Genomic DNA, 16,713 nt, shown 5'->3' with positions numbered 1-16,713 from the left:
ATCACTACTTACAGGCTGGTGTTGGCAGTGGTGCCGTAGTAGGTGTGGATCTGCGACGCCCAGGTCTGGTTGGCCATGTTGGGCCAGTGGTCGGTGTCGAAGCCGGGGGCGTTTTCGATGCGTTCCTTGTCCAGGTTCAACGTGAAGCGCTTGTTGACGGTATCCAGGGTCAGGGCTTCCCAAGGTACGGCGAACAGTTTTTCGCCGATGGTCAGGATGCCGCCGGACGCCATCACCGCATAGGCGATCTTGCCGGTGCGCATGTCGAGCATGATTTCCTTGATCTCGCCCAGGTGTTCGTTTTGCAGGTTGTGCACGTGGTCGCCGATCAGGGTATCCGCGCCCATCAGTTCAGGGCCAGGGCCTTTGTGGCCGTTGTCCACATACATGCCATAGGTATCGCGTTCTTCGTAGCTCATAATGACCTCCTCTAGATAATGAATTGTCATTTTGCTCTCACGAAAGCCCAAGGTCTGTACGTTGAAGCACAGTCTGACAAGCTTGCCAAAGTTTCCATTTTGAGCAGGGTGTAGCCCGGGGATGGCGGTTTTTTCCGGGCGGGAAGGTGAAGAATCGGCGGTTTTAGGGTATAATTTCAATTTCCCGCACGTGCCGTTCGGCACTATCTGCAATGACCAAATTTGTCTTCGTCACCGGTGGCGTCGTGTCTTCCCTTGGTAAAGGGATTGCCGCCGCCTCCCTCGCCGCGATCCTCGAATCGCGCGGCCTCAAAGTCACCATGCTCAAGCTCGACCCGTACATCAACGTCGATCCTGGCACGATGAGCCCTATGCAACACGGTGAAGTGTTCGTCACCGACGACGGGGCGGAAACCGACCTCGATCTCGGCCACTACGAGCGCTTCATTTCCACCCGCATGAAAAAGGTGAACAACTTCACCACCGGCCAGATCTACGAATCGGTGATCCGCAAGGAACGCCGCGGCGAGTACCTCGGCAAGACCGTGCAGGTGATCCCGCACATCACCAATGAAATCCAGGACTACATCCGGCGCGGCGCCGAAGGCTACGACGTGGCGTTGTGCGAAATCGGCGGCACCGTCGGCGATATCGAATCGCTGCCGTTCCTCGAAGCCGCCCGTCAGCTGAGCCTGCGCGCGGGCCGCAAGAACACCGCCTTCGTCCACCTGACGCTGGTGCCGTTCATCGCCTCCGCCGGCGAACTGAAAACCAAGCCGACCCAGCATTCGGTGCAGAAACTGCGTGAAATCGGCATCATGCCGAACGCGCTGCTGTGCCGCGCCGACCGCCCGATCCCGGACGACGAACGCGCCAAGATCTCGCTGTTCTCCAACATCGAAGAGCAGGCCGTCATTTCCGTGTGGGACGTCGACACCATCTACAAAGTGCCGCAAATGCTGCACGACCAGGGCCTGGACGCGATCATCTGCGACGCGCTGGACCTGAACCCGGCGCCGGCCGACCTGTCGGTCTGGAGCCGCCTGATCTACACGCTGGAACATCCGAAGTCGGAAGTGTCGATCGGCATGGTCGGCAAGTATGTCGAGTTGACCGAGTCGTACAAATCGCTGACCGAGGCGCTGCGCCACGCCGGCATCAAGAACGAATCCAAGGTCAACATCGAGTACATCGACTCGGAAGAGATCGAAACCATCGGTTGCGCGGCGCTGGCCAAGTACGACGCCATCCTGGTGCCGGGCGGCTTCGGCAAGCGCGGCGTCGAGGGCAAGATCATGGCGGCGCAGTTCGCCCGTGAAAACAAGATCCCTTACCTGGGCATCTGCCTGGGCATGCAGGTCGCGCTGATCGAATACGCGCGCCACAAGGCCGGCCTGACCACGGCGAACTCGACCGAGTTCGACCTGGACACCGCGCAGCCGGTGGTCGCGCTGATCGACGAATGGCAAGGCCAGGACGGCAAGGTCGAGAAACGCGACGAGAACTCCGACCTGGGCGGCACCATGCGCCTCGGCGCGCAAACCTGCGCCATCAAGCCGGGCACGCTGGCATCGGAAATCTACGGCGCGGTCGTCACCGAGCGTCACCGTCACCGCTACGAAGCCAACAACCACTACCTGCCGCGCGTGGAAGCGGCCGGGCTGGTGGTCGCGGCGCGCACCCCGACCGAAGACCTGTGCGAAATCATGGAACTGCCGCGCAGCGGCGACAACGCCCACCCTTGGTACATGGGCGTGCAATACCACCCTGAATTCAAATCGACCCCGCGTGACGGCCACCCGCTGTTCACGTCCTACATCAAGGCGGCGCTGGCCCACAAGGCCTCGGGCGGCAATCGTCCGCATGCCGTCGCTGAAGAGTTGCAAGGAGATGCGGCATGAAACTGTGCGGATTTGACGTCGGCCTCGACAAGCCATTCTTCCTGATCGCCGGCACCTGCGTGATCGAATCGCGCCAGATGGCGTTCGATGTCGCCGGCGCGCTGAAGGAAATGACGGCTGAACTGGGCATCCCGTTCATCTACAAGTCCTCGTTCGACAAGGCGAATCGTTCCTCCGGTACCACCTACCGCGGTCCCGGCCGCGAAAAGGGCCTGGAGATCCTGGGCGACGTCAAACGCGAACTGGGCGTTCCGGTCTTGACCGACGTGCACTCGATCGACGAAATCGCCGAAGTTTCGGCGGTGGTCGACGTGCTGCAAACGCCGGCCTTCCTGTGCCGCCAGACCGACTTCATCGTCGCCTGCGCGCAGTCCGGCCTGCCGGTCAACATCAAGAAGGGCCAGTTCCTCGCGCCGCACGACATGAAGAACGTCATCGAGAAAGCCCGCGCGGCCGCCAAGGCCAAGGGCCTGAATGAAGACAACTTCATGGCCTGCGAACGCGGCGCCTCCTTCGGCTACAACAACCTGGTGTCCGACATGCGCTCGCTGGCCATCATGCGCGAAACCGGCGCGCCGGTGGTGTTCGACGCCACCCACTCGGTGCAGCTGCCGGGCGGCAACGGCACTTCGTCGGGCGGCATGCGCGAAATGGTACCGGTGCTGTCGCGCGCGGCGGTGGCGGTCGGCGTCGACGGCCTGTTCATGGAAACCCATCCGAACCCGGCGGAAGCCTTGTCGGATGGTCCGAACGCCGTGCCGCTGGGCCGCATGAAGGATCTGCTGTCGGTTCTGATCGAACTCGACCGCGTCACCAAGAAAGCTGGTTTCCTGGAGAACAGCTTCAACTAAAGCAGTCGCCCGATGTCTCCTGACGTCGGGCATAATTCCCGTTATCCTGACCCGCAACGCGCGTAAAGACGCGGCGCGACTTCGTATCGCCTAACTTTGGAGAATGACATGAGTGCTATTGTTGACATTATCGGCCGTGAAATCCTGGATTCGCGCGGCAATCCTACCGTCGAATGCGACGTGCTGCTGGAATCGGGCGTGATGGGCCGCGCCGCCGTACCGTCGGGCGCATCGACCGGTTCGCGCGAAGCCATCGAGCTGCGCGACGGCGATCCGAAGCGTTACTTCGGCAAGGGCGTGCTGCAAGCCTGCGAAAACATCAACACCGAAATCTCGGAAGCCATCATGGGCCTGGACGCCAATGAACAAGCCTTCCTGGACCGCACTCTGATCGACCTCGACGGCACCGAAAACAAGGGCCGCCTGGGCGCCAACGCCATGCTGGCGGTGTCGATGGCCGTGGCCAAGGCCGCCGCCGAAGAAGCCGGCCTGCCGCTGTACCGCTACTTCGGCGGTTCGGGCGCGATGCAACTGCCGGTACCGATGATGAACGTCATCAACGGCGGCCAGCACGCCGACAACAACCTGGACATCCAGGAATTCATGATCATTCCGGTCGGCGCACCGTCGTTCAAGGAAGCGGTCCGCTACGGCGCCGAAGTGTTCCACACGCTGAAAAAGATCCTGCACAAGAAGGGCCTGAACACCAACGTCGGCGACGAAGGCGGTTTCGCGCCATCGCTGGCGAATCATGAAGAAGCGATCAAGCTGATCATCCAGGCGATCGAAGAAGCCGGCTACGAGCCGGGCACGCAGATCGCCATCGGCCTCGATTGCGCCGCGTCCGAGTTCTACAAGGACGGCAAGTATGAACTGGAAGGCGAGGGCCTGTCGCTGACGGCCACCGAGTTCACCAACCTGCTGGCGACCTGGTGCGACAAGTACCCGATCATCTCGATCGAAGACGCGATGCATGAAGGCGACTGGGACGGCTGGGCGATCCTGACCAAGGAACTGGGCAAGAAGGTGCAGTTGGTCGGCGACGACCTGTACGTCACCAACACCAAGATCCTGAAGGAAGGCATCCAGAAAGGCATCGCCAACTCGATCCTGATCAAGATCAACCAGATCGGCACCCTGACCGAGACCTTCGCCGCGATCGAAATGGCCAAGCGCGCCGGCTACACCGCCGTGATCTCGCACCGTTCGGGCGAAACCGAAGACTCGACCATCGCCGACATCGCCGTGGGCATGAACGCGCTGCAGATCAAGACCGGCTCGATGTCGCGCTCGGACCGCATGGCGAAATACAACCAGCTGTTGCGCATCGAGGAAGACCTGGGCGATATCGCTTCCTACCCGGGCCGCGATGCGTTCTATAATCTGAAGTAATCAAGCAAGCGCGGCCGGATCGGATCCGGCCGCTTTCCTTCCCATGCGTCTGATCACCCTCGCACTGACAGTGCTGCTGCTGTTGATACAGTACCCGCTCTGGCTGGGGAAGGGCGGCTGGCTGCGCGTCAAGGAATTCGAGGCGCAGGTCGACGCGGCCCACAAGAAGAACGCGGAACTGCTCGCCCGCAACGCCAAACTCGATTCCGAAGTGCGCGACCTCAAGGACGGCACCGGCGCGGTCGAGGAGCGCGCTCGCTACGAGCTGAGCATGATCAAGCAAAACGAAATCTTCATCCAGATCGTCGGCAAGGGCCAGGCCGCCGCGCCGGTGCCGCTGGCGCCCAAGCCGGCCGCCGCCGACGCTCCCGTCCCCTGACCGTCATGAAAATCCGCGCTGGCATAATGCTGATGTTGGCCGTGGCCGCCCCGCTGGCGCGCGGCGCGGGCTGCGTGCACTTGCGCGTCGGCTATATGGACCAGCACCGCCCGCCGTACTGGATGGGCGACGGCGACAAGGTGCCCAATCCGCCGGGCGCCAGCGTCGACCTGATCCACGACGCCGCGATCGGCGCCGGCTTCGGCTGCGAGCCGACCTGGGTGCGGCTGCCGGTGGCGCGGCTGAAGGTAGCGCTGGTCAACGGCGACATCGACATGACCACGATCGGCGAACAGGCCTACTATCCGGCCGAGATCGCGCTGCCGCGCGACAAGGCCGGCAATATCGATCTCAACCGCGCGCTGCACAATACGCTGGTGGTGCTGGTGCGCGCCAAGGACAATCTGCCGGCCAGCACCAATCCGATGCAGTATTTCCAGGGCAAGGTGCTCGGCGCGCCGCAGGGCAACAGCTATTCCGCACGGCTGCGCGAAGCGGGCCTGACCGTCGACGAGGGCGGGCGCGACCTGGACCGCAACATCGAGAAGCTGAAGCTGGGCCGCGTCGACGGCGTGGTGGTGGCGGCGGTGGTGCCGGCCCACCTCAAGGCCACGCTGGACAAGTACAAGGGCACGGTGGTGCAACTGCCGCAGCCGATGGTCAACACCCGCCTGTGGCTGGCCTTCAACGACAGCTACTATCGCGCCCACCGCGAACAGGTCGAAGCGCTGTGGACCTGGCTCGACAACAACCGTAACCGCCTCGGCTACGTGATGCAAAAATACCGCAAGCAGGATTGAAACCCCGGGAGGATAGACATGACCACGCCGTTGAACCACCTCAGTGCGATCAGCCTGTTTGTCGAAGACCTGCAATCGGCGAAGGCATTTTATCTGGATGTGTTCGGCGTGCCGATCGTGTACGAGGACGCCAACTCGGTCGCCGTGCGGTTCGACAACCTGATCGTCAACCTGCTGCATGTGGCGAACGCGCCGGAGATCATCGTGCCCGGCGTCGTGGCCCCGCGCGAGGCCGGTTCGCGTTTCCAGATCAGCATCTGGGTGCCGGACGTCGACGCGGTCTGCGCGCGGCTGCGCGAGCGCGGCGTGACGTTGCTGAACGGCCCGGTCGACCGTCCATGGAATATGCGCACCGCCAACTTCGTCGATACCGCCGGCCACAGTTGGGAAGTCGCGCAGCAGCTGACCGCCTGAGCGCCGCCGCCGGCTGGGAGGGCGCGCGGCACGATAGGCTCGCTAACGATCGGACGCGCATACGCTAGAATAGGTTTTCGCGCCACGATTCGGATTTTTGCTTGAGAGTTCTTTTATTTGCTGTAGCGCTGGCCTCGGCCAGTGTGCACGCGGCGCCGGTGATCGGCCCGCAATCGCGCGGCGACGAAGTGTTGCGGGCCCAGGTGCTGCTCGACCGCGCGCACTTTTCTTCCGGAGAAATCGACGCTTCCTATGGCAGCAATCTGCGCCAGGCGATACGCGGCTTCCAGAAACTGAACCAGTTGCCGGTCACCGGCCTGATCGACGCCGCCACCTGGGCGCTGCTGGCGCAGGACCAGGCGCCGGTGCTCGATGTCTACACCATCACCGCGCAGGATGTCGCCGGCCCGTACGCCAAGGTGCCGGCCGGCATGGCAGCCAAGTCCAAACTGCCGACGCTGGCCTACGCCAGCCTGGCCGAGGCGCTGGGCGAGAAATTCCATTGCAGCCCGGAGCTGCTGCGCCGTTTGAATCCCGGCAAGTCGCTGAAGCGCGCCGGCGAGAAGCTGATGGTGCCCAATGTGGCCGCCGGAAAACCTCTGCCGAAAGCCGCGTCTATCCTGGTCGACGCCAAGGACGGCACGCTGACCCTGCTCGACGCCGGCGGCATGCCGTTCGCGCAGTTCCCGGCCAGCACCGGCAGCAAGCACGATCCGCTGCCCGAGGGCAGCTGGCAGGTGCGCGGCGTCGCCACCAATCCCGAATACCGCTACAACCCCAAATTGTTCTGGGACGCCAAGGCGGGCGAGGGCAAGGCGCGCATCGCGGCCGGGCCGAACAATCCGGTCGGCCTGGCGTGGATCGACCTCAGCATCGAACACTACGGCATCCACGGCACGCCCGAGCCGGGCAAGATCGGCAAGACCCAGTCGCACGGCTGCATCCGCCTGACCAACTGGGACGTGATGGCGGTGTCGCGCGCGGTGGCGCGCGGCGCGAGGGTTTTATTGCAATCTTAGTGACAATTCAATAGTTTTGTAATAGCAAAATTTCCGTAGAATCGGCGGGTCGTTTTTCGATCCGAAAAATCCATGCCGAAACTACTGCTCGCCGTCTTGCTTGCGCTGTCGCCGCTGTGCCATGCCGAAGTCTACAAATGGGTGGACGAGAAGGGCGTGGTGAACTACACCGACAACAAGTTCCAGGCCGGGCAGGGCAAGGTCGCCGAGCTGAAGGTGGCGCCGCCGCCGCCCCCTGCGGCGTCTGCCGTGGCCGGCCCGACCTGGCAGCAGCGCGACGCCGAGTTCCGCCGCCTGCAGCAGCACAAGCTGATGCAGCCGGGCTACCGTCCGCGCACGGCCGCGCCGGCGGCGCAGACGCCGCCGAAGCAGGCGTCCTACCGGGGCGGCAAGATCGACACCGACGCCTCGCGCTGCGACCTGGCGCGCGACATCAAGAGCGACAAGCTGGCCCACAGCAACGGCATGCCCATCGACGCCAACGATTTGCAAACCGCCGAAAACGACATCCGCCGCTTTTGCCGCTAAAATCATCCCTGCTTGCTCAGGGAGGCTGCGATGGCGATACAACTGGATCATCTGATGGTGCCGGCGCGCGACAAGCTGGCGGCGGCCAAGTTGCTGGCCGAGCTGCTGGACGTGCCGTGGTCGCCCACCAGCGTCGGCCCGTTCGCGGCGGTGTTCGTCAACGACGGCCTGACCTTCGACTTCGACCAGTGGCCGGAGCCCATCCCCCTGATACACTGCTGCTTTCGCGTGGACCAGCAGGCGTTCGACGCCATCCTGGCCCGCATCCAGGCGGCCGGCATCGCCTACCGCAGCGCGGTGCACGGCCCGGTCGACCACGCGGTCGATCGCGCGCACGGCGGCAGCATCGTCTACTGGAATGAACCCGACGGCCATCAATGGGAGATGCTGACCGTCAGCTACGCACGTCAATAGGAGATTGTTTGAAAACCATAGGACTGATAGGCGGCATGAGCTGGGAATCGACGGTGCCGTACTACCGTCAGGTCAACGAGACGGTCAAGCGGCACCTGGGCGGGCTGCATTCGGCCAAGGTGGTGCTGTACAGCGTCGACTTCCACGAGGTCGAGCGCCTGCAGCACGCCGGCGACTGGGACGCGGCCGGCGCGCTGCTGGCCGACGCGGCGCGTTCGCTGCAGGCGGCCGGCGCCGATTTCCTGGTGTTGTGCACCAACACCATGCACAAGGTCGCGCCGGCGATCGAGGCGGCGGTGACGATCCCGCTGTTCCACATCGCCGACCCGACCGCCGACGAAATCAAGCGCGCCGGCTTCGGCAAGATCGGCCTGCTCGGCACCCGCTTCACGATGGAGCAGGCGTTCTACAAGGACCGCTTGCGCGAGCGACACGGGCTGGAGGTGGTGGTGCCGGACCAGGCCGACCGCGACATCGTGCACCGCATCATCTACGAGGAGCTGTGCCTCGGCAGCATCGTCGACGCCTCGCGCGACGAGTACCGCCGCATCATCGCCGGCCTGGTGGCGCAAGGCGCGCAGGCGATCATCCTCGGCTGCACCGAAATCTCACTGCTGGTGGCGCAACAGGACGCCGCCGTGCCGCTGTTCGACACCACCGCCATCCACGCCGGCAAGGCGGCGGAATGGGCGCTCACCCAATAACGGAGAAGCAAATGAAACTGATCGGCATGCTCGATTCCCCTTATGTCCGCCGCGTCGCGGTCTCGTTGCAGATGCTGGGGCTGCCCTTCGAGCATCAATCGCTGTCGGTGTTCAGCACCTTCGAGCAATTCAAGCACCTCAATCCGGTGGTCAAGGCGCCGACCCTGCTGGCCGACGACGGCACGCTGTTGATGGACTCGACCGTGATCCTGCAATACGCCGAATTCATCGCCATGCCGACCGCGCGCCGCACGCCGACCATGCCGCGCGAGCTGCTGCGTTCGCAGCATCTGCTGGGCCTGGCGCTGGCCGCCTGCGACAAGGCGGTGCAGGTCGTCTACGAACACAACGTCCGCCCGCCGGAGAAGCTGCACCAGCCGTGGCTGAGCCGCGTCAGCGCGCAACTGCTGGCCGCGCTCGATCTGCTGGAGGCCGCGCTCAAGCAGCAGCCGCTGGACGCGAGCAGCGCCGCCATGCCGCCGGCCGGGGTGATGATCGCGGTCACCTGGCACTTCATCCAGCACATGCTGCCGGACGTGGCCGGCGCCGCCGCGTATCCCGCGCTGGCCGACTACTCGCGCCAGGCCGAAGCGCTGCCCGAATTCCAGGCCGCGCCGCACGGCGCCGGCACCTACCCCGTGAAAGAATAAACGCAATGCCGCTGTCTTCCTACCTCAACACCAGCCCCGTCGCCGGCGACGGCCTGTACCTGCATCCGTCGGCGCAGGTGATCGGCGATGTCACGCTGGGCCGCGATTGCTCGGTGTGGTGCAACACCGTGCTGCGCGGCGACGTCAACCGCATCGTCATCGGCGATTGCAGCAACATCCAGGACTTCGCCATGGGCCACGTGGCGCACAAGAACCCGGCCCGGCCGGACGGCTCGCCGCTGATCATCGGCGACTACGTCACTATCGGCCACTCGGCGCTGCTGCACGGCTGCACCATCGGCAACGAGTGCCTGATCGGCATGGGCACCATCCTGATGGACGACGTGGTGGTGCCCGACCGCGTGATGATCGGCGCCGGCAGCCTGGTCCCGCCGGGCAAAGTGCTGGAGAGCGGCTTCTTGTACGTCGGCCGTCCGGCGGTGAAGGTGCGGGCGCTCACGCCTGAGGAGATCGCCTATCTGAAGTATTCGGCCGAGCACTACGTCCGGGTCAAGAACAATTACCTGGCGGGCTAGGCCGGGACGATCCTCATTTAGATCTTGTAAATGAGAATCATTATTGTTAAGATGGCGTTTTTGCCAGCAATCGCCGTAGGTTTCGAGAGCCAGCTGTTCAACTACTCTCTCTTGGAATCCTATGGCCGCTACTTCATCCGGCGCCCGGCATACCGCCGCGCCTTCGTTCCCACACGCCCCGCGTCCGCGCCTGATGGGCGTGGCCGTGCAATCGGCGCTGCTCGCCATGCTGGCCGCCGCGCTGCCCGCCGTCGCGCAGGAAGTGCCGGCCAAATCATCGCTGGAGCTGTCCGAGATCCTGGTCAAGGCGCGGCGCGATGACGCCGCCTCGTCGCGCCACGGCAGCAGCACCGTCATCGGCGCCGAGCAGCTGCAACAGAACAGCGCGGTCGACATGGCCAACATCGCCCGCTATTCGCCGCTGGTCAGCGTGCCGGCGGCGGCCAGCGGCAGCGGCAACGTCTGGGATGGCGCCGGCAACACCGGCTTCAACATTCGCGGCGTCGAAGGCAACCGCGTCAGCCTGGAGCTGGACGGCATCTCGCTGCCGGACGCCGCGCCCAAGCCGGACGGCAACACCACCAACGGCTTTGGCGTCGGCCGCGAATACTTCGACCCCGAAACCTTCCGCGAAGTGCGCATCGGCTCCGGCGCCAGTCCGGCCGGCCCCGGCACACCGGGCCTGGGCGGCTCGGTCTCCTTCGTCACCAAGGCGCCGGAAGACTACCTGAACGGCTCGCGCAATCTGTACGGCGAGTACAAATTCGGCCGCGTCTCGGACCGCTCGGCCAACATGCACGCGATCACCGCCGCCACCACCCTCGGCGAGCAGGTCAAGGCGCTGATCGTCGCCGTGCACCGCTCCGGCACCGGTTCCGACAGCCTGAGCACCGTGCCGCTGAATCCGGACGACTGGGATTCCGACGCCGTGCTGGCCAAGCTGAACTGGAGCTTCGCCCCGGGCCACAAGCTCAACTTCACCATCGACAGCTACCAGGCCGAGCACGACCGCATCTACGCCAACAAGACCAGCGCCTTGTACCCGGAAGGCGCGCTGCAGAATTCCAACACCAAGCGCACCCGCTACAGTGTCGGCTACCAGTACACGCCGAGCGACGGCAGCTTGTTCGACACGCTGGACACGCTGCTGTACTCGCAGAAATCCGAAGTGGTGGATATCACCGACGCCGCCTACGTCAGCGGCGGCCAGCCCTACACCCGCCACATCAGCACCGGCTTCTACAACGACAACAAGGGCATCGCGGTGGACGCCACCAAACAGCTCAGTCCGAACAGCCTGCTGTCCTACGGCATCAGCTACGAACAGCTCGACGCCCGCCGTCCGTGGCTGGAGGACCGCACCGTCACCCGCACCGGCGCGCACCAGATCACGGTCAAGAACCGCATGGTCGACATGGACACCGACAAATACGCCGCCTACCTGCGCGGCGAGTTCGGCTTCGCGCTGGGCGGCCGGCAGTTCACCTTGACGCCCGGCCTGCGTGGCGAGCACCGCAAGATGACGCCGCAAAACCTGGCCGGCTACGTGGTCGCCGTGCCGGCCGCCGCCAGGGAAATCAAGGAGGAGACCGAGTCCTACCTGACGCCGAGCGTGAACCTGTCGGTCGAGCTGGCGCCGCATTTCAACGGCTACGCGCAGTACAGCCGTGGCACGCGCCTGCCGACCGTGGCCGAGCGTACCGGCAGCTACGACTCCTTCAGCTACACCGGCGCCGGCAACGGCTACGCGGTGCTGGGCAATCCGGCGCTGAAAAAGGAAACCGGGAACGCCGTCGAGCTGGGCCTGAAGGGCGAACCGACGCCGGGCCTGAACTTCAGTTTCGCACTGTTCCACACCAACTACAGCAACTTCATCGAATACGCCGCGCAGCCGGCCGACCCGGTCAACTACCCGACCATCACGCAAGGCCTGTTCCGGCCGGTCAACCTGGCCAAGGCCAAGACCTGGGGCGGCGAGCTGAGCAGCAGCTTCGCGCTGGGCCAGTGGCTGTCGCGGATGAAGGGCTACAGCGTCGCGCTGGCGGCCGGCATCTCGCGCGGCTCGGCGGAAAACGCGCTGACCGGCCAGTCCAGCGAACTGGTCTCGGTGCAGCCGTACAAGGCCAACGCCAGCTTCGCCTACGACGATCCGGGCTTGCGCGGCGGCGCCGCGTTCACCTTCAGCACGGTGCGCGACAAGCAAGCGCAGAGCGACGTGATCGGCGGCGTCACCACGCCGCGCTTCGCGGTGCCCGGCTACACCACCTTCGACCTGACCGCTTACTGGAACATCGGCAAGCACGCCGCGATCAGCGCCGGCGTCTACAACATCGGCGACAAAAAGTATTGGGACTACGCCTCGGCGCGCAGCCTGGCGCCGGCCAGCAGCGTCGCCACCATCGCCGACATCGAACGCATGTCCCGTCCCGGCCGCAATTACGCGGTCAACATCAAAGTGATTTATTAAGGAGACCACCATGAAAGCTCAACACCGATTCGCCCTGGCGCTGACCGGCGCCTTGCTGCTGACCGCGCTGCCGGCCGGCGCCGCCACGCTGGCCGAACGCTACGACGCGCTGCGCGCCGAGCAGCCGAAGCTGCAACTGCGCGACGCCGCCAAGACGCTGAATGTGTCGGAGGCGGAACTGCTGGCCGCCAACGGCATCGGCAAGACCGTCACGCGGCTGAAGGAAGGCGACAACGTACCACGAGAAATCATGCGCCGCGCACTGGACCTGGGCACCGTGATGGCGCTGACGCGCAATGAAAACGGCGTGCTGGAGCGCACCGGCGTCGCGACCCGGTTGAAGCCGCAGGAAGAGATCGTCGGCCTGGACGCCGACAAGGAAAAGGAACGCGAAGCGCGGCTGCGCAACATCGCCGGCGGCTACCTGGGCGGCGAGATCGACCTGCGCTTCACGTTCAAGAACTGGCGGTACGCGTTCGCCGTGGTCCAGCCGGGCAAAGACGGCGTGGTCTCGCGCAGCCTGCAATTCTTCGACACGCACGGCAACGCCGCGCACAAGCTGTACGTCAAGAGCGAGGCCGGGGTGGCGGTGTTCGACCAACTGGTGGCCGATTACCGCAATCCGGAGCAGAGCGCCGACTTGAAGGTGACGGCGGCCCCGGCCAAGGCGGCCGAGAAACCGGACAGCGCGATCGACGTCAAAGAATTCCAGCTGGCGTGGAGCGAGCTGACCGACGTGCACCAGTTCAACCGGCTGCTGGGCGAGTTCGGCGTCTCGCGCGAGCAAGCGATGCGGCTGGCGCCGGCGGGCGCAGCGCAGCGGATCGGACCGCAAGCTGTGCGGCAGTTACTGGAGGAATCGGCCCGGCAAAAACTCGACATCATGGCCTTCCTCGGCAACGAATCGGTGATCCAGATCTACAGCGGCAAGGTGGTGAAAGTAATGGAAGCGGGTGGCTGGTTCAACGTGCTCGATCCCGAGTTCAACCTGCATCTGCGCGACAGCGCGTTCAGCGGCGGCTACGTGATCAAGCGCGCCGGCGTGACGTCGGTGGAGTTCTTCGACAAGAACGGCGAGCTGGTGGTGAGCTTCTTCGGCGTACGCGAGCGCAACAAGCCGCAGCCGCAAACCTGGACCGACCTGACCGCCGCGCTGAAATGACCTGATACTCCGGGGTCAGAGCTAAAAACTGGACACGGGCTCGACCGTAGCGCACGCTACGGTCGAGCCCGTGTCCAGTTTTTAGCTCTGACCCCGGAGTTGGCGGTAGCGTTCGGGATCCACACCGTTGGCGTCCTTGAACGTTTGCCAGAAGTGGCTGCGGCTCTGGTAGCCGAGCCGGGAGGCGATGGTCTTGATCGGCATGTCGGTCTGCCGCAACAACAACTCCGCCTTCTTCAGGCGGATTTTTCTTAACAGCGTCAGCGGCGAGCTGCCGTAGGTCTCGCTGAAGGTGCGGTGAAACACGGTGCGGCTCATGCCGGTCGCCTGCGCCAGATTGTCCAGCGTGTAGCGGCGCGCCGGATCCTTGTGCATCAGGTCGACGATCTTCTGGAATTGCTGCCCCTGCGTACTGATCCGCGCCGACGGGATCTGCTGCTGTTCCGGCCAGGCGTCGCGCACCAGCACCGTCACCAGGCGGCGGATCAGGCACACCACGATCGCGTCCGAGCCCGGCCCGCCCAGCGCCGACTCGCGCAGCAGCTCCGGGATGGCACCGGTGAACAGCTCGGTGCCGGCGGCGTCGTGCATGTGCGGCGTCGGAATGAAGTCGAACATGCTGCGCCCATCCAACAGGTTGACCCGCAGCAGCCCGGTGGCGACCGCCAGGCCGTCGCCGTCGGGGGCGGCCGTCAGCGCCGGCGGCCGCGCGCCGTCGACCAGCCACAGCTGGCCGGCGCGCACCGGCAGCGCCGTGTCTCCCAGCGTGATGGTGCCGCTGCCGCGCAGCACGATCAACAGCGTCGCCTCGCCGCCGTCGGCGCCGTCGGGCGACCAGGCGCCGTCGACTTCCACCGCGTCGAACACGGACGAGTTGATGTCCAGTTGGCTCAGGGCCTGGCTCAGGGTCATGGTATCCATGCGAGCAGTGTACCCCGGCGTGACCGCTTTCGTCCGCCGTCGGGACGAAAGCGAACCTGCGGCGAACCATTGCAGACCGCGACACGTCTATCGTGGCGTCCTCACCCACCGAACCGGAGTACATGATGAACATCCAGTCCCTGTCTGCCCGCCTCGCCGTCGCCGCCGCCTTCGCCTTCGGCGCCGGCCTGTCGATGAATCACGCCGCCGCCGCCAACCCGGCGTACGAGAACCCGGCCAAGCCCGCGCTGCCGCCGTCGAACTTCACCTGGGATCTGTCGCGCACCGCGATGGTGGTGATCGATCCGCAGATCGACTTCATGAGCGCCAAGGGCGCCGGCTGGCCGGTCTTCGGCGAGAGCGTCACCGAGCAGAAGCTGGTGCCGCATCTCCAGCAACTGTTTGCCGCGAGCAAGAAGGCCGGTGTGGTGGTGGCGATCTCACCGCACTACTACTATCCGCACGACCACAAATGGAAATTCGGTGCTCCGGCAGAGACCTATCAGCACCAGTTCCACCTGTTCGACCGCAAGGGCGCGCTGACGCTGGACGGCTTCCGCGATTCCGGCGCCGATTTCATGCCCGAGTTCAAGCAATACATCGAAGACGGCGCCACCGTGATCGCCGCGCCGCACAAGTTGTACGGGCCGCAGAGCAACGACCTGATGCTACAGCTGCGCAAACAGGGGATCGACAAGATCATCCTGACCGGCATGGCCTCCAACCTGTGCGTGGAGTCGCACCTGCGTGAATTCCTGGAGCGCGGCTTCGAAGTGGCGGTGGTGCGCGATGCCGTGGCCGGTCCGAAACTGCCGGACGGCGACGGCTATCTGAGCGCGCTGGTCAATTTCCGCTACATCGCCAACGCGGTGTACAGCACCGAGGAAGTGCTGCGGCAGCTGGAAAAGAAATAAGACAATCCGGGGTCAGAGCTAAAAACTGGACACGGGCTCGACCGTAGCGCAGGCTACGGTCGAGCCCGTGTCCAGTTTTTAGCTCTGACCCCGGAGTTTTCAGGCGCCGACGGCGGCGCGGCCCAGGGCCGGGTCGTCGGTGAAGAAGCCGTCCAGGCCGGTGGCGACGTAGCGCTTGATCTCGGCGATCGAGCCGGCTTCGTTGCGCGCGGTGTCGCCGGCGCCGTTGCGGAAGTCCGCCGCCAGGAAGTGGTTCTCCGGACGGAAGGTCCACGGTTCGATCCGCAGGCCCGCCTTGTGCGCGTCGTCGACGATCGAACTCGGCGCGGCCAGGCTGCCGTCCTTCTTCAACGGGATGATCGAGCGCGTCGGCGGCGCCACCACGTCGGCGTATTGCGCGATCTCGCGCAGGCCGGCCGGCGTGCACATCTGCGCGAAGGTCAGCGTGCCGCCCGCCGCCGCGACGTCCACCGGACGCACGTTCTCGCCGATCACCAGCTGCATCAGCCGCAGGTTGGCGCGCTGGCCCAGCTTGCCGCGCAGGTATTTCAGGTTGGCCACTTCGAACGATTGGATCTCGACCGGATTGCGCCGCGTGTAGTCGTGCGCGCCGAGGATCGCCAGGAAGCGGTCCTCCAGCGGCAAGCCGACGCTGGCGAAGTAGGTCGAGTGCTTGAGCTCCGGCACCAGCCCGATGATGCGCCCGCGCGCCGCCGCTTCGGCCGCGACGAAGTCGATGATCTCTTCGAACGTCTGCACCTGGAACATGCCGTTGTACTGCGCGCTGCCCGGACGGTAGGCCGGGATGCGTTCGATGGCGCGCAGCGTTTTCAGCTCGGCCAGCGTGAAGTCGTCGACGAACCAGCCTTCGTGCGTTTCGCCGTCGATGGTCTTGCGGGTGCGGCGGCCGGCGAACTCCGGGCGGCTGGCGACGTCGGTGGTCTCGCTCAGGAAGGCTTCATGCCGCGCCACCAGCACGCCGTCCTTGGTGCTGACCAGGTCCGGCTCGACATAGTCGGCGCCGTCGGCGATCGCCTTGGCGTACGACGCCAGCGTGTGCTCCGGACGCAGCGCGCTCGAGCCGCGATGGCCGAACACCAGCGGCGTCTTCGGCCCGGCGCCGACCGGGGCGATGCCCGGCAGGCCGGACAGGTCGGGCGTGGCGGGCGCGGCCGCTGCCGCCGCCGCCAGCGCCGAGGCCGGCATCAGCAGCGAGGCGCCGGCGGCCACCGCCGCCGTTTG

The 16,713-nt window shown here is 65.1% G+C and carries 18 protein-coding genes; 15 read left to right on the top strand and 3 right to left on the bottom strand.

Annotated features, from left to right (window positions below; all coding sequences use genetic code 11):
• Window positions 1-8: 8 nt before the first annotated feature.
• Complete coding sequence (locus GW587_RS08285; protein WP_166100949.1) at window positions 9-419, bottom strand: PRC-barrel domain-containing protein; 411 nt, start codon at window positions 417-419, stop codon at window positions 9-11.
• Window positions 420-631: 212 nt separating this feature from the next.
• Between GW587_RS08285 and pyrG the strand changes: the two genes are divergently transcribed.
• From pyrG to GW587_RS08215, 14 genes are all read left to right on the top strand, one after another.
• Entirely contained in the window at window positions 632-2,320 is a 1,689-nt protein-coding gene (gene pyrG / locus GW587_RS08280; RefSeq protein ID WP_166100947.1) for a CTP synthase, read from the top strand.
• Window positions 2,317-3,171, top strand: coding sequence for a 3-deoxy-8-phosphooctulonate synthase (gene kdsA, locus GW587_RS08275; protein WP_166100945.1), 855 nt, complete (start codon window positions 2,317-2,319; stop codon window positions 3,169-3,171). Before pyrG ends, kdsA begins: the two co-directional genes overlap by 4 nt.
• Window positions 3,172-3,279: 108 nt before the next feature.
• Entirely contained in the window at window positions 3,280-4,563 is a 1,284-nt protein-coding gene (gene eno / locus GW587_RS08270) for a phosphopyruvate hydratase (RefSeq protein WP_166100942.1), read from the top strand.
• A 43-nt stretch (window positions 4,564-4,606) separates the two neighbouring features.
• Window positions 4,607-4,942: a cell division protein FtsB gene (gene ftsB / locus GW587_RS08265; protein ID WP_166100939.1), complete on the top strand. Its 336-nt coding sequence runs from the start codon at window positions 4,607-4,609 to the stop codon at window positions 4,940-4,942.
• A 5-nt stretch (window positions 4,943-4,947) separates the two neighbouring features.
• Window positions 4,948-5,742 (top strand): transporter substrate-binding domain-containing protein, encoded by a 795-nt coding sequence (locus tag GW587_RS08260; RefSeq protein ID WP_166100936.1) that lies wholly within the window; start codon window positions 4,948-4,950, stop codon window positions 5,740-5,742.
• 18 nt (window positions 5,743-5,760) lie between these two features.
• Entirely contained in the window at window positions 5,761-6,156 is a 396-nt protein-coding gene (locus tag GW587_RS08255; RefSeq protein ID WP_166100935.1) for a VOC family protein, read from the top strand.
• Window positions 6,157-6,257: 101 nt separating this feature from the next.
• Entirely contained in the window at window positions 6,258-7,175 is a 918-nt protein-coding gene (locus tag GW587_RS08250; protein WP_166100932.1) for a L,D-transpeptidase family protein, read from the top strand.
• A gap of 72 nt (window positions 7,176-7,247) precedes the next feature.
• Window positions 7,248-7,703 carry a DUF4124 domain-containing protein gene (locus tag GW587_RS08245; protein ID WP_166100929.1) on the top strand — a complete coding sequence of 152 codons (456 nt, stop codon included), beginning with the start codon at window positions 7,248-7,250 and terminating at the stop codon, window positions 7,701-7,703.
• Between the two features lie 30 nt (window positions 7,704-7,733).
• A complete protein-coding gene (locus tag GW587_RS08240; RefSeq protein WP_166100927.1) occupies window positions 7,734-8,117 on the top strand; it encodes a VOC family protein in 384 nt (127 codons plus the stop codon).
• A gap of 8 nt (window positions 8,118-8,125) precedes the next feature.
• A complete protein-coding gene (locus tag GW587_RS08235; RefSeq protein WP_166100925.1) occupies window positions 8,126-8,821 on the top strand; it encodes an aspartate/glutamate racemase family protein in 696 nt (231 codons plus the stop codon).
• Window positions 8,822-8,832: 11 nt separating this feature from the next.
• On the top strand, window positions 8,833-9,471 hold the full coding sequence (locus GW587_RS08230) for a glutathione S-transferase (protein ID WP_166100922.1): 639 nt from the start codon (window positions 8,833-8,835) through the stop codon (window positions 9,469-9,471).
• 5 nt (window positions 9,472-9,476) lie between these two features.
• On the top strand, window positions 9,477-10,007 hold the full coding sequence (locus GW587_RS08225; protein ID WP_166100920.1) for a gamma carbonic anhydrase family protein: 531 nt from the start codon (window positions 9,477-9,479) through the stop codon (window positions 10,005-10,007).
• A 121-nt stretch (window positions 10,008-10,128) separates the two neighbouring features.
• Window positions 10,129-12,474, top strand: a complete 2,346-nt coding sequence (locus GW587_RS08220; protein WP_229259352.1) for a TonB-dependent receptor domain-containing protein — start codon at window positions 10,129-10,131, stop codon at window positions 12,472-12,474.
• 10 nt (window positions 12,475-12,484) lie between these two features.
• The gene (locus GW587_RS08215; protein ID WP_166100918.1) at window positions 12,485-13,636 is read left to right on the top strand and encodes a hemin-degrading factor; all 1,152 of its coding nucleotides are present in this window, start codon (window positions 12,485-12,487) and stop codon (window positions 13,634-13,636) included.
• 81 nt (window positions 13,637-13,717) lie between these two features.
• On the opposite strand, the gene GW587_RS08210 is transcribed toward GW587_RS08215, so the two are convergent.
• Window positions 13,718-14,557, bottom strand: coding sequence for an AraC family transcriptional regulator (locus GW587_RS08210; RefSeq protein WP_166100916.1), 840 nt, complete (start codon window positions 14,555-14,557; stop codon window positions 13,718-13,720).
• 122 nt (window positions 14,558-14,679) lie between these two features.
• Between GW587_RS08210 and GW587_RS08205 the strand changes: the two genes are divergently transcribed.
• A complete protein-coding gene (locus GW587_RS08205; protein WP_166100913.1) occupies window positions 14,680-15,471 on the top strand; it encodes a cysteine hydrolase family protein in 792 nt (263 codons plus the stop codon).
• A 99-nt stretch (window positions 15,472-15,570) separates the two neighbouring features.
• Here GW587_RS08205 and GW587_RS08200 read toward each other — a convergent pair whose 3' ends face one another.
• Complete coding sequence (locus tag GW587_RS08200; RefSeq protein ID WP_371875565.1) at window positions 15,571-16,677, bottom strand: glycerophosphodiester phosphodiesterase; 1,107 nt, start codon at window positions 16,675-16,677, stop codon at window positions 15,571-15,573.
• Window positions 16,678-16,713: the final 36 nt, after the last annotated feature.

Origin of the sequence: Duganella aceris, assembly GCF_011090165.1 — a bacterium.
Taxonomy (GTDB): Bacteria; Pseudomonadota; Gammaproteobacteria; order Burkholderiales; family Burkholderiaceae_D; genus Rugamonas; species Rugamonas aceris.
Note: the sequence above shows the minus strand (reverse complement) of the source record. Positions and strands in the feature narration are given on the sequence as shown.